This window comes from Roseateles albus, assembly GCF_028595345.1.
Lineage (GTDB): Bacteria > Pseudomonadota > Gammaproteobacteria > Burkholderiales > Burkholderiaceae_C > Paucibacter_A > Paucibacter_A albus.
In genome coordinates, this window is the sequence record NZ_JAQQXT010000018.1 from 1 (window position 1) to 19,674 (window position 19,674).

The window sequence follows — 19,674 nt, forward strand, 5'->3', positions numbered from 1 at the left end:
ATGCCCACGTTAATCACTCCTGATTCCCCGCTCAGCCTTGAGCAGGACAGTGTCGATACATGGGTCAGTTTTGCGCGATCGCGGCCCTTGCAGGTGGGTCAGTTTTCAGTGATCGCCAACAGGAACAGGTACTTTCTTTGCGCGAAACAGGCAAACGCTACTGCCTGAGTCACGCAGGGCTCTTGGCCGCGGAGCTCGCGTGGGCACAAGACTCTGCCGCAATTTTTGAGACGATTTCAACGAATGCAGTCGAAGCCTTGATTGCCTACCAATTGATCGACGAATGGGGGGCTGACAGCGCCTGGTTCAAGGCACTTTGCCTAAAGCATCCGAACACCGTCTACCTAGCTTCCCGTGAGCTTCTTCAAGCAGACCTCATGTTGGCGGCCTCACCAAAGCTGCAGCTCTATTACGGTTTGCGGGATGCCGATGCACCAAGAGAGTTCGTTACGCTGCTCTTACCTGACTTGTTGATGGCAATCCCGAGCGCGCCAACGAGTGACCAGCTTCGAGTCTTCAATTCTTGTTTGATTCCCGCAGCCAATCAACATCTGGCGCCGGACACGTTTCAAAGCTTGATTGCCAACCGACTGAAAGACGAGTCCCTATCCATAGAATTTTTTGCGGCACTCCGGATTGCCGCACTAGCCTCGGATCCTGAACTGCACTTGTTGACACTCAAAACAGTTGCGGACGTTCAGCCGGATGTCGGACTGGCTATCCGCAGGGCGTTCACAGAGCAACGGGTAGACGTTTCCGGCTTCGTTGAGGGATCCATTGAATCGGCGAGTTGGCTGATCGAACTTCTCTCTGAATGTGCGCAAACGTCTGACTCATTGATACCGCATGAGTCAGAAGATCCTTTTGGAAAGGGCAGTCGACTCATTCACAACCTGACCAAACAAGTCTCTAGCCTCTCCAGCCCACTGGCGACCAAGGAACTCGCTCGACTTCGGACTTTGCCGGCCATGGGCGCGTGGCGCACCGAACTTGATTGGTACATCGGTGTTCAACAAAAGCTTGCTCGTTCACTTTCGTTCGTGGCACCAAACGCCACAGAGGTTGGAAAGGTCCTGTGCAATCTTGAACCAGCAAACGCCCGAGACATGGCCATTTTGCTTGTCGAGAAAATGATGTTGCTCGCAAAGCGCATTCGAGCAGAAGAAACGAACCAGCTGGAACTGTTCTGGGAGCGCGACTCAAACGGGCAAAAGAAGCCCAAGACTGAAAACTCTTGCCGGGACGTGCTGCAGGGACTGCTGCGCGACAGCATGCTTCCACTTGGCGTGCAAATCGAGAAGGAGGCAATGGCAGCGGCAGACAAACGCGCCGACTTACAGGCTACAACAATGCACCGTGGCGCCCGAATCGTCGTTCCTGTCGAGATAAAAAAGGAAAACCACCCCGCCGTTTGGACGGCTTGGCTGGATCAGCTTGAGGCACGATACACGGGCAACCCTGGTGCCCAGGGCATTGGCGTCTACCTTGTTTTTTGGTTCGGCAAAGAACCAAAGCCGCAACCGGATGGCACGGTGCCGCGCAACGCCGAGCACATGGCCGAGCTCCTTGGTGCGGCCATGCCCAAGGACAGATGGAACCGGATATTCGGCCTAGTCATTGACTTGTCGGCGCGAGCTTAAGTCGAAGCACCGAATTCGGCGCGCCCTCAAGGCATCTGCCGTCCAGAAGCGCAACGCGAATCAACGCGAGCAATAGAAAAGGCGCCGAAAGCGCCTTTTCCTATTTTCGACAGCTTTTAGTCAGACCGCTCGCCAAAACAGCCGAGAAATTTTCCGACGGACTTTATTCTGATCCGACGGACTTTATTCCTCACAGCAAAAGGCGCCGAGACGGTCATTCGACCGTCACGCTCTTGGCCAGGTTGCGTGGCTTGTCAACATCCGTCCCCCGTGCGCAGGCCGTGTGATAGGCCAGCAACTGCAGCGGGATGACGTGCAGGATAGGGCTTAGGGCACCGTAATGCTCGGGCATACGGATCACATGCAGGCCCGGCTCCGACTCAATCTGCGTGTCACCATCGGCGAACACATAGAGCTGACCGCCCCGCGCACGGACTTCCTGCATATTGCTCTTGAGCTTCTCCAGCAAGGTGTCGTTCGGCGCTACCGTGACCACGGGCATCTCGGCCGTCACCAGCGCCAGCGGGCCATGCTTCAGCTCACCGGCCGGGTAGGCCTCGGCGTGGATGTAACTGATTTCCTTCAGCTTCAAAGCACCTTCCAGCGCAATCGGGTAATGCAGCCCACGGCCCAGGAACAAGGCGTTTTCCTTGCGGGCGAATTCTTCGCTCCAGGCAATCACTTGCGGCTCCAGCGCCAAGACCGCTTGCACCGCCACCGGCAGATGGCGCAGCGCTTTGACATGCTCGGCTTCTTGCGCTTCGCTCAGGTGGCCGCGTGTTTGTGCTAACGCCAAGGTCAGCAGGAACAGGCCCACCAACTGGGTCGTGAAGGCTTTGGTCGAGGCCACACCGATTTCGACACCGGCGCGGGTGATATAGGCCAGCTCGCATTCGCGCACCATGGCACTCGTGGAGACATTGCAGACGGTCAAGGTGTGCTTCATACCCTGTGCGCGCGCATGTTTGAGCGCGGCCAGGGTGTCTGCCGTCTCACCGCTCTGACTGATCGTCACGACCAGGGTACGCGGGTTAGGCACGCTGTCGCGGTAACGGTATTCGCTGGCGATTTCGACACTGGTGGGGATCTTGGCGATCGACTCCAGCCAGTACTTGGCGGTCGAGCCGGAGTAGAAGCTGGTGCCACAGGCCAGGATCAGCACAGAGTCGACTTCTTTGAAGATGCCGTAAGCACCATCCCCAAACAGCTCGGGGCTGATGCTGGTGATGGCTTCGAGCGTGTTGGCAATCGCGGTGGGCTGCTCGAAGATTTCCTTCTGCATATAGTGGCGATAAGGCCCGAGCTCGGCCGCGCCACTGTGCGCGTGCACGGTACGCACCTGGCGCTGCTGCGCTTCATAACGGCCGGTTTGAGCGCTCAGATTGCTGATCCAGTAACGGCCCAACTGCAGGTCAACCACGTCGCCTTCTTCGAGGTAGACGATCTGGTCGGTGACACCGGCCAGCGCCATCGCGTCCGAAGCCACAAAGTTCTCACCTTGCGCTGCGTCCATACCCAGCCCCAGCACCAGCGGCGAACCTTCGCGAGCGGCGATCACGCGGTGCGGCTCGTCACGGCAGAAAACCGCCACGGCGTAAGCGCCCTTCAAGCGCGGCAAGGCTTGCTGCACTGCTTCGAGCAAATCGCCGTTATAGAGATGATCGATCAGGTGAGCGATCACCTCGGTGTCGGTCTGGCTGGTGAAGACATAACCACGCGCCTTCAATTCGGCGCGCAATTCGTCGTGGTTTTCGATGATGCCGTTGTGCACCAGGGCGATCCGGCCCACGCTATCGGTGGCCGCATTGGGGCCGGGCGAAAAATGTGGGTGGGCGTTGTGCACGGCCGGGGCGCCGTGCGTGGCCCACCGCGTGTGGGCGATGCCGGTGCCGGAGGCGATGCCGTCTTCTTCGGCCAAGCCTGTCAACTCGGCCACGCGCGAAGTGCTGCGGGCGCGACGCAGGCCGCCGTCTTGATGCACGGCGACACCGCAGGAGTCATAACCCCGGTATTCAAGCCGCTTCAGCCCCTCGATCAGAACGGGGACGATATTGCGCTGACTGACGGCACCGACGATTCCACACATGATTGCTTGCTCCGACAAATTGTTTTGCTGGGACGCATCGTAGGCATTCGGCAGAAATCAATGCTTTCAAAATCATGCATAAAATGAAATAATCAGCCACACCACCAGCATTGAGACCTAATATTTCACAAATTCAATGCATATGATCGAATTGATCACGAGCCTGGACTTGGATGCGGCCGACTTGCGCATTCTGGATTGCCTGCAAAGCGATGCTTCGCTGTCCAACCAGGATCTGGCGAGTCGCGCCCATGTCTCGCCGGCTACTTGCCTGCGGCGGGTCAAACGCTTGGTGGAAAGTGGCGTGATCGAGCGCCGCGTCGCGCTCTTGTCGGCCGAGAAACTCGGCGCCGGCCTCAGCGCCATCGTTGAGATCACGCTGGACCGGCAAGGCGCCGAGCATCTGGCTGCGTTTGAGGCCAAGGTCTTGCGCGAAGTGGCGGTGCAACAGTGCTACCAGGTCTCACCCGGGCCGGACTTCGTGCTGATCCTGCAAGTGCCCGATATGGCGGCATATCAAGCCCTGGTGATGCGCTTATTCACGCAAGACGCCAATGTGCGTAATGTGAAGGCCTTCTTCTCGGTGCGGCGCGGCAAGTTCGAGCCGCGCATTGCTTTGCCGACAATCTGAGCCCGCGCTGCGAGCGCCAACAAGGGCGAATCAGGCCTTCAGGATCAACAAGCCCTTCAGGTATTCGCCCTCAGGGAAGCAGATCGTCTGCGGGTGGTCCGGCGTCGCGCCGACGCGGTCGAGGATGAAGCCGTCGCAAGGAGCGTCAAGGCCGGCCCCGGCGACGATTTTGTGGAACAACTCGGGGCCGACGCCGCCCGAACAAGAGAAGGTGAACAACAGGCCACCCGGCTTCAACAGCATCAGGCCTAAGCGGTTGATGTCCTTGTAGGCCCGCGCGGCGCGCTCGGCATGGGCGGCGGTGGGCGCGAATTTGGGCGGGTCAAGCACGATGGCGTCGAACTGACGCCCTTCTTTGATGAACGCACGCAGCGTGGCGTTCACATCGGCATCCATGGCCAGATGGCGCGCCGGGTCAAAGCCGTTCAGCAGCACATGGGCATTGGCGCGGGCCAGGGCCGGCCCGGACGAGTCGATGCTGATCACCTGCTCGGCCCCGCCGGCCAGCGCCGCCACCGAAAAACCGCCCGTGTAGCTGTAGCAGTTCAGCACGGTCTTGCAGCCGAACTGACGCACGCTGTCGGCAAACTTCTTGCGGTTGTCGCGTTGATCCAGGTAGTAGCCGGTCTTGTGGCCCTCGGCCACGTCGAGCGTCAAGCGCCACTGGTGCTCGCTGATCTCCACCTCGGTCGCACCGCCGCCACGCAGCCAGCCCGTGGTTTGCGCCAAGCCCTCAAGGACGCGCACCTGCGCGTCCGAGCGCTCAAACAAACGCGTCAGGCCGGTCGCAGCCAGCAACAGATCCGCGATCACATCCTTCCAGCGCTCGACACCACTGGCCAGGAACTGGGCCACCAAGGTGTCGCCATAACGATCCACCACCAGACCGGGCAGGCCGTCGGCCTCACCGTGAATCAAGCGCAGCGCGTCGGACTGAATCGACAGCCGCGCGCGCATGGCCAGCGCACGCTGGATGCGCTGCTCGAAGAAGGCCGCGTCGATGCGCTGCGCCTCGTCAAAGCTCCAGGCGCGCACGCGGATTTGCGAGGCCGGGCTGAAAGCGCCCCAGCACAGGAAAGCGCCATCGGCCGACTCGACCCGCACGGTTTCGCCACCGTCGGCGCCGCCGCGGGCGATCGAGCTTTCAAAAATCCAGGGGTGGCGGCGCTGCAGCGAACGCTCTTTGCCGGCACGTATGACGATTTTTTTCATGGTTTCCTCTCGGCACTCAGCGAGCCAGGCTGCCGAAGGCATAGCCGACCGACAGATTGAAAATTTGGGCCGTTTGCGCACCATTGCGCATGGTGCGCCACTGGCCCAGGCCGGCCCGCACGCGCAGATGCTCACGTTCCCACTGCCCGTAGGCTTCTGCCTGCAGCAAGGCGCCGCTACCGACATCGACACCGCCGCCACCGGCCACGCCGGCCAACAATTCAGCACCTAAGCGCGCGCCGCCAAGCAACTGAGGCGACTGCAGGCCTGCACCGAACAGGCCGAAGGCATAGGCCCCGGCCTTGCCGGTGGCCGCACTGCCGGCCTGCGCAACACCGTAGAGGCTTGGCGTCAGCTCGCGGGTCATGACAAAGGCGATCTGGCCGATCGCGTCTTCGCTGCCGTCTTTGAAGCGAACCTTGGGCAGGTGCTGATAGCTGGCGAAGATTTGCTGAGTGCGCACGATGCCAGCCTGCTGCTCCAAACTGCTGCTGACCGATGGCGTTTGATCCAAAGGCAGGGCCAGACCCAGGCGCACAAAGCGGGTCGAAAACTGCCCGTCCGGCGCGTAGCTGAGGCCGCCGTCAAGCCGCAAGGTGGCGCCCCAGGGGCTGATCCAACGCAACGTCGGGCCGGCGCGCAGCAGCCAGCCGTTGCCGGTGTCGACATTGCCGCCGCCGGCCAGGCCCGCGCCGATCTGCCCGCCGACGCGCAGCTTGGGGCCGAACAGCGCCCAGTCCTGGCCGGCGGTGGCCAGCACCTCCATATAGCCGTCAACCCCGCCTTGCGCCGCGCCGGCGGCTTCCACGCCCCACCAGCTGCCGTCGGCAATGTATTGACGCAGGTCGGCGCCGGCAAAAACTATCCGCCCGGTGTTGGGTTTGCCGCTGCGGTCACGCGTGCCCGAGCGCGGATAGGCAAAGCCGCCTTGTAAGGCGATCTCGTCAAAGCCCAGGCCGGTACGTTGGCTGGCGCGGCCCGGCTTGCCTGCGTCACTGGGGGCGAAGCTGACGAAGTTGTTCGCGCGCCCCAGCACCAGGCCGAGACTGGTATCTGAAATATTGCCACTGGGGAAGCGCACATGCGCCAGGGACAAGCCGCTATACCAGTCGCCCGATTCCATGCGCAGCGACAACTCGGGGCGCAACATCAGCCCGCCGCCAAAGCGAACCTTGTCCGAGCCCACACCGCCGCCGGCGCCGGCATAGAGCCCGGCCGCCAGATGCGTGGAAGAACTGAGGCGCCAGCGCCGCTGGCCGGTGAAGCCCATTGTGAACAGCCCGCCGTAATTGCCCTTGGCCGCGCCGTAGACGCTGGGGCCAAAGCCCCATTCTTCGTCGACCGCCATCAAATAGCTCAGGCTCAGCAAGCCGATGCGGTCGCCATTGGGCAAGCGCAGGGGTGTCCAGTTGCTTTCCACGGTGGCAGGCCTGATGGGGCCGGGGCGCACCAGCTCAGGGGATACAGCTTGGGTTTGCGCCGCCGCAGGCGCAGCCATAGCGAGCGCGATGGCTGCGGCAATCAATGTGGAACGAGCGCAAGCAGTTGTCAAAAGGAAAGGCGGAAACACTGTCATTGTTTTTTCTTTGCGCGCGGATGCGCAGCATCATAGATTTTGGCCAAGTGTTGAAAATCCAACTGCGTATAGATCTGAGTCGTCGTGATATGCGCATGGCCCAGCAACTCCTGCACCGCCCGCAAGTCACCGCTGGACTGCAGGATGTGCGAAGCGAACGAGTGCCGCAACATATGCGGGTGCACATGGGCGGGCATGCCGGCCGCCAAGGCCCGTGCTTTCAAGCTGGCGCGAATTTGCACCGCACCCAAGCGAGCCCCGCGCTGACCCACCAGCAGCGCAGGCTCATCGCTGCGCGCGAGTTGCCCACGCACCTGCAACCATTGATCCAAAGCGGCCATCGCAGCACTGCCTACCGGTACCGAGCGGCGTTTGCTGCCCTTGCCCAAGACCGTCGCCTCGGCCGCTTGCCGGTCAATCCAGCCCAAGGACGCGGGGCCGGCTTGCAGGTCCAAGCCCACCAATTCGGACACGCGCAAGCCACAGCCATACAAGAGCTCAACCATGCAACGGTCGCGTGCTTCGAGCCGCGCATCCAAGGCCTGCGCGCCATCGGCAGCATTGCCGCCGCTGAAGCTGGCGAGCTGCACCGCATCATCGACCGCCAAGGCCTTGGGCAGGGGCTTGGCCGCCTTGGGTGCACGCAAGCCGTCAAAAGGATTCAACTCGACCAAACGCTCAGCTCCGAGCCAGCGATACAGGCCGCGCCAAACCGATAGATGCAGCGCCATGCTGCGCGGGCCCAAGTCCATCTCACCGTGCAATTTGGCCGCTAGGCTGCGGGCTTGATGAGGACGCAGCGTCAACAGGGCAATGCCGCCAGCCCCGGCCAAGTTCTGCAGGCGCAGCAGGGCGTCCGCATAAATGACCAAGCTGCGCGGCGCCAAGCGGCGCTGCACCTTGATATGTTCAAGATAGCCAGACAAGGGTGCCGCCAGCAGCTGTGGCTCGGCACCTTCGGTGACCTCAGGCCGGCGTATTGGCGTCACCGCTCACGGCCAGCAATCTGGCCAAGGCCGCGCTGGCAATATCGCCCACGCGGGCCAGGAACTCGGTGCCCATCTCGGCCGTGTAGCGGGTCGGGTCGGGCGAGCCCAGCACCAGCAGACCGAAGCTTTGGCTGGGCTTGCCATGAGTCAGAGGGATCAAGGCCAGCGAGGTCGCGGCGCCATGGTTGCCGCCCTCGTCTGCATGCAACCACTGTGCAGCCTCAAAGCCCGAGTTGATGCCGCAATAGGGCTGGCTCAGGCTGAGGGCAAAGCTCTTCACATCGGCGCTGACCGCCTGCGCGAAGTCGGCCTGGGCATATTCGGGCGCCACATGCCACAGCCGCAAGCCGGCCTGCGGAATCATGAACTGGTGGCGCAACTCCTGAAGCAGCACGGCCGGCAACTGCGCAGCATCGGCGGTCAGCATCAGGCTCTTGGTCCAGCGGTGCAGGCGGTCGGCGATGCCGACGTTCTCCTGGCCGTTGCGAATCATCTCGATGATCTTGGACTCCAGCCCCTTGATCTTTTCACGCAGCATTTCGGCCTGACGCTCCTGCAGCGACACCGCTCTTGCACCATGGGGATGACTCAGTTGCACGGTGGCCAGCAACTCGGCATGGCGCTCGAAAAAGCCCGGCGTCTTGGCCAGAAAGTCGGCGATATCTTGTTCGGTAATCACTTGCCTTGGCTCTTGTTGATTGCTCACAGCTCGATTTCTCCTTCAAACACGGTTTGCGCCGGCCCGGTCATGAAGACCGGCGCGCTCAGGCCGACGCTGAGGCCGGCCCATTCAATTTTCAAATCGCCGCCGCGTGCGTGAACCTCAACGCACTCATCCAGCAACCCCAGGCGAATACCAGCGACCACGGCCGCACAGGCGCCGGTGCCGCAGGCCAGCGTCTCGCCCGCATCGCGCTCAAACACGCGCAAGCGAATCTCGCTGCGCGACACAATCTGCATAAAGCCGGCGTTGACCTTGCGAGGGAAACGACGATGCGCCTCAACCAAGGGGCCCAGGGTCAGCACCGGCGCCGCATCTACATCACCGCTCACCACTTGCACCGCATGCGGATTGCCCATCGACAGCACGGCGAGCTCGCAATTCAGGCCTTCCAGCGGCCACAGCTCAAAACCATTGCGCGAACTGGCACACAAGCCGCTCGAATCAAAAGGCAGCGCAGCATGCTCAAAGCGCGGAGCGCCCATGTCCACGGTGACGCGGCCGTCGTCGCGCAAATGCAGCTCCAGCACGGCATTGAGCGTCTGCACCCGGATGCTGCGCTTGTCAGACAAACCATGCTCGGCCACATAGCGCACAAAGCAGCGAGCACCATTGCCGCAATGCTCGACCTCGTCGCCGCTGTTATTGAAAATCCGGTAGCTGAAGTCGACGCCGGCCACTTTGCCGGGCTCAATCACCAGGATTTGGTCGCAGCCAACGCCAAAGCGGCGATCGCCCAAACGGCGAATTTGCTCGGGCGTCAGCGTGAGGGGCTGCTGCAGCGCGTTGATGACCACAAAGTCATTGCCGGCGCCCTGCATTTTGGTGAAGCGAAGTTTCATCTACAGATTATCGCTGCCACACCATCACGGCGACCCGAGCCGTTCGCCGGGCCGACCCAGGGCGGACGCCTGGGGCCCTCGCGAGAAGGCTAAGCATTAAACATACAGCGAAGGCTCACCCTCGGGCCGCGTCTTGAAGCGCTTGTGCACCCACAGATACTGCGCCGGGTTCTCGCGGATGCGCTGCTCCAGCCAGGCATTCATCTGGGCTGCGTCGGCCTCCAGATCGCCACTGGGATAGCCAGGCGGCGCAGCCCACACCTCCAACACATAGCCCTGCCCGCCCGGCAGCATGGTCGCCACAAGCGGCACCACCAGCATTTTCATGCTACTGGCAATCTTGCCCGGCGCCAGCAAGGTGCAGGTGGGAATGCCGAAGAAGGGTACAAAGGCCGAGTCTTTGCGGCCGAAATCCATGTCGGGTAGATTGAAAAAAGCATGGCCCTCACGAATCAGGCGCAGCACCGGCCGAATTCCTTCTTCCCGAATGACCGAGGTGGTGACGCCAAAGCGGCTGCGACCGGCCAACATCTGCGCATCGAAGACCGGATTGCTTTGGCGCTGATAGACAAACACACCAGGCTGCTGCTGATTCAGCATCAAACCATTGCCCACCACATCCAAGCCCGCGAAATGGGGCACCCACCACATCACTGGCGCCGAGCTCTTCTCGGCCACTTTGATATCGCCCTTGATGTGAATCAGCCGGCGCAGCCGCTCGGGCGAGGCGAACCAAAGCAAGCCGCGCTCCAAGATGGAGCGGCCCATCCAGCCGAAATGCTCGCGCGCCAGCAGTTCGCGCTGTGCGTCGGTCTTCTCCGGGAAGCAAAGCGCCAGATTGCGCAAGGCGATGCGCCGGCGTGATTTCGCCAGACGCCACAGCACCGCGCCCAACCCTTGGCCGAGTGCGGCCAGCAGGCCCAGCGGCAAGAAATGCAGCAGCCACAGCAGGCCGATGGCGAGGTGTGCCCCGATGCGCGCGCCCATTCGTGCAGCCATGCTCAAGCCTCCTGCCGGGGCTCGGCGGCCGGCGCAACGCCAATATCCAGGCTGCGCGGATGCTTGTAGCGGTTGTATCCCCACAAATACTGATGCGGTGCGAGTCGGATCATTTCTTCCATGCCTTGGTTGATGATGGCAGCGGCGGATTCTGCAGGTAAATCGGCCGCGATCGGCGCGGCCGGCAGCACATGCACCACATAGCCCCGCCCCTTGGGCAAGCGTTCACCCCAAATCAGCAGGGGCATCGCGCCGGTTTGTTGCAGCAAACGCGCGGCCAAGGTCATGGTGTAGGCCGGGCGGCCAAAGAAATCCGCCCAGACGCCCAGGCCCTGAGGCGGCACCTGATCCGGCAAAAGGCCCACGCACTGACCCTTGCGCAAGGCCCGAATCATCTGACGCACGCCGGCCAGGGTGGCGGGGGCCGTTTCCAGCCCTGGGCGCCCACGCGAGGCATCGATGACCCGGCGCAGCCACGCTTGCTTGGCCGGCCGAAACAAGACCGTGACCGGCCCGGACGCTGAAAAGCGTTCGGCAAAGGCTTGTGCGCAGATTTCGAAGCAGCCCAGATGCGGCGTCAGGAACACCAGTCCGCGCCCCGCCACCAGCCCCTGCTCGATCAGCTCGGCGCCCCGCCACTGCAGTTTGTCGCCCAAGGGCACATCATGCGGGCGCATCCACAGCCAGGGCACTTCCGCAATCATGCGGCCAGCCTCCTGGATGCCGCCGCGCGCCGCAGCCCAAGGAAGGCCGGCAATCTGCACATGAGCCCGAAAGCGCGCCCGGTAACTGGGCGAAGCCAGATAGACCAGCCAACCGGCGACCGCGCCCACGGCATGGAGAACTCGTAAGGGCAAGCGGGACAATATTCGAAACAAGGTCAACATATTTCTATAATCCAAACATCGCCGAGTTAAATTGGACAACTTGCGGGGCGATGCGGGCTTTATTCACAAGAATGAAACACCCGCCGGGCAGCGATGCTCAACAAATGCTGCTAAAGCGTTCGCCGCGTCTCCCGACAGCACGGCAACGCCGATCAACTGTTAACTGGAGTGTAAAAGTGGCGAACAACGATTTCTTATTTACTTCTGAATCCGTATCCGAGGGTCACCCGGACAAATGCGCGGACCAGATCTCGGACGCGATTCTCGACGCAATCTTCGCGCAAGACCCACGCTCCCGCGTGGCGGCCGAAACGCTGTGCAATACCGGTCTGGTCGTGCTGGCCGGTGAGATCACCACCAACGCCCATGTGGACTACATCCAGGTGGCACGTGACACCCTCAAGCGCATCGGCTATGACAACACCGAGTACGGCATTGACTACAAGGGCTGCGCGGTTCTGGTCGCCTATGACAAGCAGAGCAATGACATCGCCCAAGGCGTTGACCACGCCTCCGACGATCATCTGAATATCGGCGCTGGTGACCAGGGCCTGATGTTCGGCTATGCCTGCGACGAAACGCCCGAGCTGATGCCCGCGCCGATCTATTACGCGCACCGTTTGGTCGAGCGCCAAGCGCAACTGCGCAAAGACGGTCGCCTGCCCTTTCTGCGCCCGGACGCCAAGAGCCAGGTGACGATGCGCTATGTGAACGGCAAGCCACATTCGATCGACACCGTGGTGCTGTCCAGCCAGCACAGCCCGGAAATGAGCGACGGCAGCAAGATGAAGCCCGAGTTCATCGAGGCGGTGATCGAAGAGATCATCAAGCCAGTGCTGCCACCGGCTTGGTTGAAGGACACCAAATACCTGATCAACCCGACCGGGCGCTTCGTCATCGGCGGCCCGCAGGGTGACTGCGGCCTGACCGGCCGCAAGATCATTGTGGACACCTACGGCGGCGCCTGCCCGCATGGCGGCGGCGCCTTCTCCGGCAAAGACCCTAGCAAGGTCGACCGCTCGGCCGCCTATGCCGCGCGCTATGTGGCCAAGAACATCGTGGCCGCCGGCCTGGCGCGCCAATGCCAGATTCAGGTCGCCTACGCGATTGGCGTGGCCAAGCCGATGAATGTGACCGTCTACACCGAAGGCACCGGTGTGATCTCGGACGACAAGCTCTCGGCCCTGGTGCAAGAACACTTCGACCTGCGCCCCAAGGGCATCATCCAGATGCTGGACCTGTTGCGCCCGATTTACACCAAGACAGCGGCCTATGGTCACTTCGGCCGCGAAGAACCCGAGTTCACGTGGGAGCGCACGGATAAAGCTGCGGTGCTTCGCGCTGCAGCCGGCCTGTAAGGCCGCCGAGCACAGCTCGGCTCCGTGCGCGGGCGACATTCATATCCGCGCAGCGGATGTGAGTGGAGACCAAAGGACGGACAAGGCCCAGTTGCTGCGTGCAGCAGCCGGGCTGTAAGCACGGCACCCGCGTCAGCGGGTACTGGGACTTGGGGCGAAGTTCATGTCGCACCGCGACGTGAACGAAGACCACAAAGCGGCTACGCTGCGTGCAGCGGCTGGCCTGTAAAAGGCCAGGCGACGCCTCAGGCGGACAAGACGCTTTGGGGCTTTGCTCATATCGCACCGCGATGTGAGCAAAGCCCACAAGGCTGCGGCACAAACCGCCAAAACGAAAGGGCCGCTCCGGCAAACCGGAGCGGCCCTTTTTTACCTTCAAAATCGATCAACTCATCCCGCACAACTTCTTGAACGGCCCCAGCACAGCGTCGCCGCGAAAGGGTTTGACGATCCAGCCGGTGACGCCAATGGCCTTGCCGCGCGCGCGCATCTGCGGGTTGTCTTCGGTCGTCAGCATCACGATGCGTACCGCTTGATTGCCGAGTTCGGTGCGGATCTTCTCCGCCATGGTCAGCCCGTCCATATGCGGCATATTGAAGTCACTGACCACCAGCTTGATGTCGGGATCGCTGCGCAGTTGCACAAGCCCATCACGGCCATCGGTGGCGACCGCCACTTCAAATCCGTTCTTGCTCAAAAAACTGGAGACGATCTCGCGCATGGTGCTCGAATCGTCAACCACTAAGACATTCGCCATTTCAGAAATTCCTCGCTCGTCCGCCCTGGGCTCTTGATTTCAAAACAGATCCAACTCGCCCGTCGGCCCGGCCTTCACCGCATGCGCCTCGAAATCCGCAAATTCCTCCGGCGACCAATGCAGATTGAAGATCACCCGCTGCACGATCACCAACGGTGGCATCCCCGGACGCGCCGGGTCGGACAGCTGGTAGCGCAAACAGAGCTGCGGATCTTGCGAGCCGAAGGAGATGTATTTGTGCTGGTGGTTGATGACGATGGGCACTTGCGTTTGCTGTTTGCTCAGCTCCTGCGGCGGGATATAGCGATTTTTGAACGCGCCCCAGATCAGATTCGTCGTTTCGCCCAACATATTGTTGAGTTCGCGGAAGTTCAGGTCCCCCCCCACGCCTTCATAGCTGAAGCCCTGAATCAAGCCTTGGCGCAGCGCGTTCTCCTCGGTTTGCAGCATCATGTAGCCGCGGCACCAGGTGCTCTCGATCGGGATCAGCGTGGACACCTCACCATGAATGATGCGGTCGTGAACCACATAGGGCGACTCGGCCACCACCTGCGCGTTGGGGAACATCGCCACCAGCGATGAGCAGGTCAGCTCGGCGATGCCTTGCACCAGGCTGCGCGGGTAGCTGAGGCTGAAAATCGCGTGGTCGATGGCGGCGCGCAAGGTGTCGGTGTCGCCGGTGTTCCAGTTCTGGCACACGGCCAGTTGCTCCGCAGCGCTCAACTCGCGCTCGCTGCTGCGTCGCAGAAAAATCGGCAGCTCGGGGCGTAGCTTGTGAATAGCACAGGCCAGCTGCAAGGCGTCGCCCTGATCACAAGGAAGGTTATCGGCGAGCAGCACGCCGCCCAGGTCCTTGTGCTTGCCCAGCGTGGCCAAAGCGTCACTGGCCGAGCGCGGCAGTGCAATCAGACCGATTTCCTGGCAAAAGTCGGTCAGAACCTGGTATTGCTCCGGGTCATGCTCAAGCAGCAAGACCTTGGCTTCGAGGAGGGTGGAGTTGATCATGGTTTTTCGCAGTGCGCGGCCGCCCTGCCCTGTGCCGAATAGCAAACAAGATGACGCCTGGCTGAAAAGCCCGGCGTTCCTCTGCGTCATCGGCAGCGCCGCCAAATTCTGTAGCACTATGCGCCCGCCCCCCCTGCCGGTTGCCCACTTCTACTCGGAAACCCGCTAGACGGCGCGGCTGCAAACCGCATAATTTCATTCGCCCCGCCGGCCCAAAACCCGAACAAGCACCATGTCAGAACTGCTGCAAGCCTCCTCCCTGCCCGCCTTGCGGGTCTTGGTGGTCGATGACCAGGCGACAGCGCGGCGCATTCTTTCGGCGCAGTTGCAGGCCGCCGGCCACCAGGTGCTGGAGGCCGGCTCGAGCGATCAAGCCTTGACCTTGTTTCAAGCGGAGTCGCCTGACCTGGTCTTGCTCGACGTAGAAATGCCCGGGCATGACGGTTACTGGGTCGCCAGCCAAATGCGGGCTGTGGAAGCGGGCGGATGGACACCCATCATCTTCCTGTCCAGCCGCGACAAGGATCAAGATCTCTGGCAAGGCATCGAGTCGGGCGGCGATGACTATCTGATCAAGCCCGTGTCGGCCACCGTGCTGCAGGCCAAGTTGCGCGCGATGCAGCGCCTGCGCCGCATGCAGACGCGGCTGCTCGAATTGTCTGACGAGCTTCGCTTTGCCAACGAACAACTGACCCGGCTCAGCCATGAAGACGCCCTGACCGGCCTGCCGAACCGGCGCGCCTTTGATGCCCGGCTGCAGCAAGAAATCCTCGCCGCCCAGCGCGACAAGCAGACGCTGACGCTGGTGCTGTGTGACATCGACTACTTCAAAGATTTCAATGACAGCCTCGGGCATGTCGAAGGCGATGCTTGCCTACAGCGCGTTGCCCGCCTTTTGCAAGAAACTTGCCGGCGCCCGCGCGACTATGCGGCCCGTTATGGCGGCGAAGAGTTTGCCTTGATCCTGCCTGGCACACCGCGCTCCGGTGCGATGACCTTTGCTCGCGCCGTGCTGCGCACCTTGGCGCTGACGGCGATTCAACACCCCAAGTCGGCCGTGGCGCCCCATGTCAGCGTGTCGGGCGGCATCACGACCTGCATCCCCGACCAATCCACCACGGTCGAAGGCCTGCTGCGACGCGCGGATGATGCGCTCTACACCGCCAAATCACGCGGACGCAACTGCTTTTTCAGTTTCGAGATGCAGATGGACACGCATGAGCAGCGCAGCGCCCGGGCGGCCAATTTGGGCGTTGACATGGGCACAGACATACGCGAGCCCGATCCAATTTAGTGTGGTGTTGCACACTAGCAAAATGACCAACCGCCCCATCGCGCTCGAAGACCTGCGCCGCTACGCCGTCGCTCGCAGCCTGTTCACCCCAACGACCTTGCCGGGCGCCATCAAACGCCTGGGCTTTGTGCAGGCCGATCCGATACGAGCCCCGGCTCGTGCACAGGACCTGACCCTGCGTTTACGCGTCAAAGACTACCGGGCCGGCGACCTTGAGCGCCGCTATAGCCAGCTCGCGATTGAAGAGGATTGCCTCGTCAACTACGGGTTTCTGCCGCGTGAACATTTGCAGCTGATGCACCCCCGCGTGGCCCGCCGCGCCTGGGACAGCAAGACGAAAGGCCATGCCCAAGCCCTGCAAAGCTTTGTCAGCAGCCGCGGGCCCAGCCACCCGCGCGACATCCAGGCGCATTTCGACCTGGGCAGCACCCGCAATGCCTGGGGAGGCAGCAGCAGCGCCACCACCCATTTGCTAGACGACATGCATTACCGCGGCATGTTGCGGGTGCAGCGTCGCGAAGCCGGTCAGCGCATCTATGCGGCGGTGACTCACACCCCAGACGAGCGCAGCCCACAAGCCAAGGCCCATGCCTTGCTGCAACTGGTACTGGCCAAGTACGCGCCCCTGCCCTCGCGCAGCCTGGGTCAGCTGTGCAGCCTGCTGGGCTATGGCGCCCCGCATCTTGGTGCCGAGATCAAACGCGCTTTGAGCCTCGCACGGCAGACCCTACCTAACGCCGAAATCGATGGCATCCGATGGTACTGGCCCGAAGGCGAAAACCCCGCAGCCAAGCGCTGGCGCCTCGATGACGAACTGCGCTTGCTGGCGCCGTTTGACCCCGTCGTTTGGGACCGTTTGCGCTTCGAGTTGTTTTGGGGTTGGGCCTATCGTTTTGAAGCCTACACCCCCGCCGCCAAACGCAAGATGGGCTATTACGCGCTGCCGATGTTGTGGCGCGGCCAAGTACTGGGCTGGGCGAATCTGTCAGTCCAGAGTGGCCAATTGATCAGCGACTTCGGCTATGCCGAAAGCCACCCGCCGCCCGACAAGGCGCTACGCCAAGCCTTGGAGATTGAGCAGCAAAAAATGGCTCTGTTCTTGGGTGCAAGTCTGCCTTAAGCACTGCCTCGGGCCCGAAGCAATGCCTGCGCCAATTCGGCAAAACCTTCGCCCCGCTCGGCCTGCGTTACGTAAAGGGGCAGATGCTGCAAACGGGGCGCCCACTGTGCGATATTGGCGACCCCAACCGTGAGCGGCAAGCGCTCGAACATCAGCTGATCATTGGCTGAGTCGCCAATATAGAGCCAGCGTTCAGGATCGAAAGCCTCACCCAATAAAGCCGGGACGGCCCAAATGGCTGCCGACAATTTATTGTGCTCGCCAATCCAACCATTGATATGGATGGAGCTGACGGTGGCCACCAAGCCATGTTCGCGCATCACGGCGCAGACGGCCGCAATCTGTATCGCATCCAACTGAGCGAACTCACTGTGGTCGACGGCGATATCGGTCAGGCGGCCGGCCGAGTCGTTGGCCAGGCATGCCCCCGGCACGCGCTGCAGCACATCGGCCGCACAGGCCTGCAAGCGCTCGAAATTAGCCTCGCGAACCCGCTCATCAGCTTGACTGAACTCGCGCTGCAACAGGCCATGTTCATCTCGGCGCAGCATCACGGCGCCGTTCTCCGCCACGATGGCAAGCAGCGGCCAAGCCAAGGCAAAGGGCTCACTCCAGCCGCTTGGCCTGCCCGTTATGGCAATCACCGGAACGCCGGCGTCACGCAAGGCTTGCAAGGACGCCAATGCGGCCGGCGCAATCTCACCATGGGCCGTCAGCGTGTCATCGATATCGGTCAACACGCCGCGCAAATGGCGCAGGCGCTGGGGCGGGCAAAGGCTGAAAGGCTGCATAAGCGCGATTGTCCGTAATCTTGGCCCTGTTCCGCGCATTGAAATACCGCATGCGGCTAGAATTGCCGCTGTTCCGAGGAGCGTTGCAACCTGAGTTCTCAACAACCCAGGCCAGGCTCGGAAAAGTTTTGCACCATGGGCTGCCAAGCCCGCAGAACCTGCAACTGCGCTCACCCGCTGACGTTTTCGCGTGGGTGAACGCTTGCCAAGTCCCACCTCGGGCTTGGGCAATCCCTCATACGGTGACAGCAGCGGCTTCATAGATTGCATGAAGGAGCTCGCAATGACTGCCACCACCTTGTCCAAAGACCAATACCATATTGCCAACCTGAGCCTTGCCGCCTGGGGCCGCAAGGAAATGAATATCGCCGAGTGCGAAATGCCCGCGCTGATGGCGATCCGCAAGGAATACGCCGCGACTCAGCCGCTAAAGGGCGCGCGCATCACCGGCTCGCTGCACATGACCATCCAGACCGCAGTGCTGGTGGAAACACTGCAGGCGCTGGGCGCCGAAGTGCGCTGGGCTTCGTGCAATATCTACTCGACCCAAGACCAGGCCGCCGCCGCCTTGGTCGCCGCCGGCACGCCGGTGTTTGCCTACAAGGGCGAGACCCTGGCCGACTACTGGGACTACACGCACCGCATTTTTGACTTCGGCGCCAAGGGAACTCCCGGCGAAGGCCCGAACATGATTCTGGACGACGGCGGCGACGCGACGTTGCTGATGCACCTGGGCCAAAAGGCCGAGAAGGATCTGAGCGTCTTGGACAAGCCGGGCAGCGAAGAAGAGCGCGTGTTGTTCGCGTCCATCAAGGCCAAGATCGCCGTTGACGGCACTTGGTACACCCGCAAGAGCGCCGAGATCCTCGGCGTGACCGAAGAGACCACCACCGGCGTGCACCGCCTGCAGGAAATGTCGGTCAAGGGCGAGTTGCTGTTCCGCGCCATCAACGTCAATGACTCGGTCACCAAGAGCAAGTTCGACAACCTCTATGGCTGCCGCGAGTCGCTGGTGGACGGCATCAAGCGCGCCACCGACGTGATGATCGCCGGCAAGGTCGCCGTGATCGCCGGTTACGGCGATGTGGGCAAAGGCTCGGCACAAGCAATGCGCGCGCTGTCGGCGCAAGTCTGGGTGACCGAGATCGACCCGATCTGCGCGCTGCAAGCGGCGATGGAAGGCTTCCGTGTCGTGACGATGGAATACGCGGCCGACAAGGCCGACATCTTCGTCACCACCACCGGCAACAAGAACGTGATCCGTCACGAGCATATGCTGGCGATGAAGCACAACGCCATCGTGTCCAATATCGGCCACTTCGACAACGAGATCGAAGTCGCGTCGCTGGAACAGTACGAGTGGGAAGAGATCAAGCCGCAGGTCGATCACGTGATCTTCCCGGACGGCAAGCGCATCATCTTGCTGGCCAAGGGCCGTTTGGTGAACCTGGGCTGCGGCACCGGGCACCCGAGCTATGTGATGTCGTCGAGCTTCGCGAATCAGACGATCGCCCAGATCGAGCTGTTCGCGCACAAGGACGCTTACGACATCGGCAAGGTTTATGTGCTGCCCAAGCATCTGGACGAGAAGGTGGCGCGCTTGCAGCTGACAACGCTGAATGCGCAGCTGTCGGAACTGACGGATGAGCAGGCGGCGTATATCGGCGTGCCCAAGGCTGGTCCCTACAAGCAAGACACCTACCGCTACTGATCGATAGGCTACTGCGCGGCCGACAGGCGTCGTTGCGGGTCCCTCCGCAGATCCT

At 61.8% G+C, this 19,674-nt stretch carries 17 protein-coding genes and 1 riboswitch; of the genes, 6 read left to right on the forward strand and 11 right to left on the reverse strand.

Going from position 1 to position 19,674, the window contains the following annotated elements; all coding sequences use genetic code 11:
• Window positions 1–59: 59 nt before the first annotated feature.
• On the forward strand, window positions 60–1,640 hold the full coding sequence (locus PRZ03_RS21450; RefSeq protein ID WP_273602185.1) for a hypothetical protein: 1,581 nt from the start codon (window positions 60–62) through the stop codon (window positions 1,638–1,640).
• 214 nt (window positions 1,641–1,854) lie between these two features.
• Here PRZ03_RS21450 and glmS read toward each other — a convergent pair whose 3' ends face one another.
• Window positions 1,855–3,726 (reverse strand): glutamine--fructose-6-phosphate transaminase (isomerizing), encoded by a 1,872-nt coding sequence (glmS, locus tag PRZ03_RS21455; protein WP_273602186.1) that lies wholly within the window; start codon window positions 3,724–3,726, stop codon window positions 1,855–1,857.
• A 142-nt stretch (window positions 3,727–3,868) separates the two neighbouring features.
• Between glmS and PRZ03_RS21460 the strand changes: the two genes are divergently transcribed.
• A complete protein-coding gene (locus PRZ03_RS21460; RefSeq protein WP_409993986.1) occupies window positions 3,869–4,357 on the forward strand; it encodes an Lrp/AsnC family transcriptional regulator in 489 nt (162 codons plus the stop codon).
• A gap of 30 nt (window positions 4,358–4,387) precedes the next feature.
• Here the strand turns inward: PRZ03_RS21460 and PRZ03_RS21465 are convergent, their stop codons facing one another.
• From PRZ03_RS21465 to PRZ03_RS21495, 7 genes are all read right to left on the reverse strand, one after another.
• Window positions 4,388–5,569 (reverse strand): class I SAM-dependent rRNA methyltransferase, encoded by a 1,182-nt coding sequence (locus PRZ03_RS21465; RefSeq protein WP_273602188.1) that lies wholly within the window; start codon window positions 5,567–5,569, stop codon window positions 4,388–4,390.
• A gap of 16 nt (window positions 5,570–5,585) precedes the next feature.
• Window positions 5,586–6,989 (reverse strand): hypothetical protein, encoded by a 1,404-nt coding sequence (locus PRZ03_RS21470; RefSeq protein WP_273602189.1) that lies wholly within the window; start codon window positions 6,987–6,989, stop codon window positions 5,586–5,588.
• 152 nt (window positions 6,990–7,141) lie between these two features.
• Window positions 7,142–8,134 carry a tyrosine recombinase XerC gene (locus PRZ03_RS21475; protein ID WP_409993985.1) on the reverse strand — a complete coding sequence of 331 codons (993 nt, stop codon included), beginning with the start codon at window positions 8,132–8,134 and terminating at the stop codon, window positions 7,142–7,144.
• On the reverse strand, window positions 8,112–8,840 hold the full coding sequence (locus PRZ03_RS21480; RefSeq protein ID WP_273602190.1) for a DUF484 family protein: 729 nt from the start codon (window positions 8,838–8,840) through the stop codon (window positions 8,112–8,114). The genes PRZ03_RS21475 and PRZ03_RS21480 overlap by 23 nt, the downstream gene beginning before the upstream one ends.
• Complete coding sequence (gene dapF, locus PRZ03_RS21485; protein ID WP_273602191.1) at window positions 8,837–9,697, reverse strand: diaminopimelate epimerase; 861 nt, start codon at window positions 9,695–9,697, stop codon at window positions 8,837–8,839. The genes PRZ03_RS21480 and dapF overlap by 4 nt, the downstream gene beginning before the upstream one ends.
• 96 nt (window positions 9,698–9,793) lie before the next feature.
• The gene (locus tag PRZ03_RS21490) at window positions 9,794–10,696 is read right to left on the reverse strand and encodes an LpxL/LpxP family acyltransferase (RefSeq protein WP_273602192.1); all 903 of its coding nucleotides are present in this window, start codon (window positions 10,694–10,696) and stop codon (window positions 9,794–9,796) included.
• A 2-nt stretch (window positions 10,697–10,698) separates the two neighbouring features.
• Window positions 10,699–11,583 (reverse strand): lysophospholipid acyltransferase family protein, encoded by an 885-nt coding sequence (locus PRZ03_RS21495; protein WP_273602193.1) that lies wholly within the window; start codon window positions 11,581–11,583, stop codon window positions 10,699–10,701.
• Between the two features lie 176 nt (window positions 11,584–11,759).
• Between PRZ03_RS21495 and metK the strand changes: the two genes are divergently transcribed.
• Window positions 11,760–12,941 carry a methionine adenosyltransferase gene (gene metK, locus PRZ03_RS21500; protein WP_273602194.1) on the forward strand — a complete coding sequence of 394 codons (1,182 nt, stop codon included), beginning with the start codon at window positions 11,760–11,762 and terminating at the stop codon, window positions 12,939–12,941.
• A gap of 385 nt (window positions 12,942–13,326) precedes the next feature.
• Here metK and PRZ03_RS21505 read toward each other — a convergent pair whose 3' ends face one another.
• Together PRZ03_RS21505 and PRZ03_RS21510 are read right to left on the reverse strand one after the other, a co-directional pair.
• Window positions 13,327–13,698 (reverse strand): response regulator, encoded by a 372-nt coding sequence (locus PRZ03_RS21505; protein WP_273602195.1) that lies wholly within the window; start codon window positions 13,696–13,698, stop codon window positions 13,327–13,329.
• A gap of 39 nt (window positions 13,699–13,737) precedes the next feature.
• Window positions 13,738–14,703 carry a chemotaxis protein CheX gene (locus tag PRZ03_RS21510; RefSeq protein WP_263535815.1) on the reverse strand — a complete coding sequence of 322 codons (966 nt, stop codon included), beginning with the start codon at window positions 14,701–14,703 and terminating at the stop codon, window positions 13,738–13,740.
• Window positions 14,704–14,935: 232 nt separating this feature from the next.
• Here PRZ03_RS21510 and PRZ03_RS21515 point away from each other — a divergent pair, with 232 nt between their 5' ends.
• Together PRZ03_RS21515 and PRZ03_RS21520 are read left to right on the forward strand one after the other, a co-directional pair.
• On the forward strand, window positions 14,936–15,997 hold the full coding sequence (locus PRZ03_RS21515; protein WP_273602196.1) for a GGDEF domain-containing response regulator: 1,062 nt from the start codon (window positions 14,936–14,938) through the stop codon (window positions 15,995–15,997).
• A gap of 22 nt (window positions 15,998–16,019) precedes the next feature.
• A complete protein-coding gene (locus PRZ03_RS21520) occupies window positions 16,020–17,117 on the forward strand; it encodes a DNA glycosylase AlkZ-like family protein (protein ID WP_273602197.1) in 1,098 nt (365 codons plus the stop codon).
• Here PRZ03_RS21520 and PRZ03_RS21525 read toward each other — a convergent pair.
• Window positions 17,114–17,908 (reverse strand): HAD-IIB family hydrolase, encoded by a 795-nt coding sequence (locus tag PRZ03_RS21525; protein WP_273602198.1) that lies wholly within the window; start codon window positions 17,906–17,908, stop codon window positions 17,114–17,116. The two genes, PRZ03_RS21520 and PRZ03_RS21525, sit on opposite strands and share 4 nt — an antisense overlap.
• Window positions 17,909–17,977: 69 nt before the next feature.
• A riboswitch (S-adenosyl-L-homocysteine riboswitch) is annotated at window positions 17,978–18,087 on the forward strand.
• Between the two features lie 104 nt (window positions 18,088–18,191).
• Between PRZ03_RS21525 and ahcY the strand changes: the two genes are divergently transcribed.
• On the forward strand, window positions 18,192–19,619 hold the full coding sequence (gene ahcY / locus PRZ03_RS21530; RefSeq protein ID WP_273602199.1) for an adenosylhomocysteinase: 1,428 nt from the start codon (window positions 18,192–18,194) through the stop codon (window positions 19,617–19,619).
• Window positions 19,620–19,674 lie beyond the last annotated feature (55 nt).

Bases quoted from the DNA above. Each gene is read 5' to 3' on its own strand.
- PRZ03_RS21510 (WP_263535815.1), bottom strand. From the start codon at position 14,703: ATGATCAACTCCACCCTCCTCGAAGCCAAGGTCTTGCTGCTTGAGCAT.
- PRZ03_RS21505 (WP_273602195.1), bottom strand. From the start codon at position 13,698: ATGGCGAATGTCTTAGTGGTTGACGATTCGAGCACCATGCGCGAGATC.
- PRZ03_RS21525 (WP_273602198.1), bottom strand. From the start codon at position 17,908: ATGCAGCCTTTCAGCCTTTGCCCGCCCCAGCGCCTGCGCCATTTGCGC.
- PRZ03_RS21465 (WP_273602188.1), bottom strand. From the start codon at position 5,569: ATGAAAAAAATCGTCATACGTGCCGGCAAAGAGCGTTCGCTGCAGCGC.
- ahcY (WP_273602199.1), top strand. From the start codon at position 18,192: ATGACTGCCACCACCTTGTCCAAAGACCAATACCATATTGCCAACCTG.
- PRZ03_RS21450 (WP_273602185.1), top strand. From the start codon at position 60: ATGGGTCAGTTTTGCGCGATCGCGGCCCTTGCAGGTGGGTCAGTTTTC.
- PRZ03_RS21515 (WP_273602196.1), top strand. From the start codon at position 14,936: ATGTCAGAACTGCTGCAAGCCTCCTCCCTGCCCGCCTTGCGGGTCTTG.
- PRZ03_RS21460 (WP_409993986.1), top strand. From the start codon at position 3,869: ATGATCGAATTGATCACGAGCCTGGACTTGGATGCGGCCGACTTGCGC.
- PRZ03_RS21490 (WP_273602192.1), bottom strand. From the start codon at position 10,696: ATGGCTGCACGAATGGGCGCGCGCATCGGGGCACACCTCGCCATCGGC.
- PRZ03_RS21520 (WP_273602197.1), top strand. From the start codon at position 16,020: ATGACCAACCGCCCCATCGCGCTCGAAGACCTGCGCCGCTACGCCGTC.
- glmS (WP_273602186.1), bottom strand. From the start codon at position 3,726: ATGTGTGGAATCGTCGGTGCCGTCAGTCAGCGCAATATCGTCCCCGTT.
- PRZ03_RS21495 (WP_273602193.1), bottom strand. From the start codon at position 11,583: ATGTTGACCTTGTTTCGAATATTGTCCCGCTTGCCCTTACGAGTTCTC.
- dapF (WP_273602191.1), bottom strand. From the start codon at position 9,697: ATGAAACTTCGCTTCACCAAAATGCAGGGCGCCGGCAATGACTTTGTG.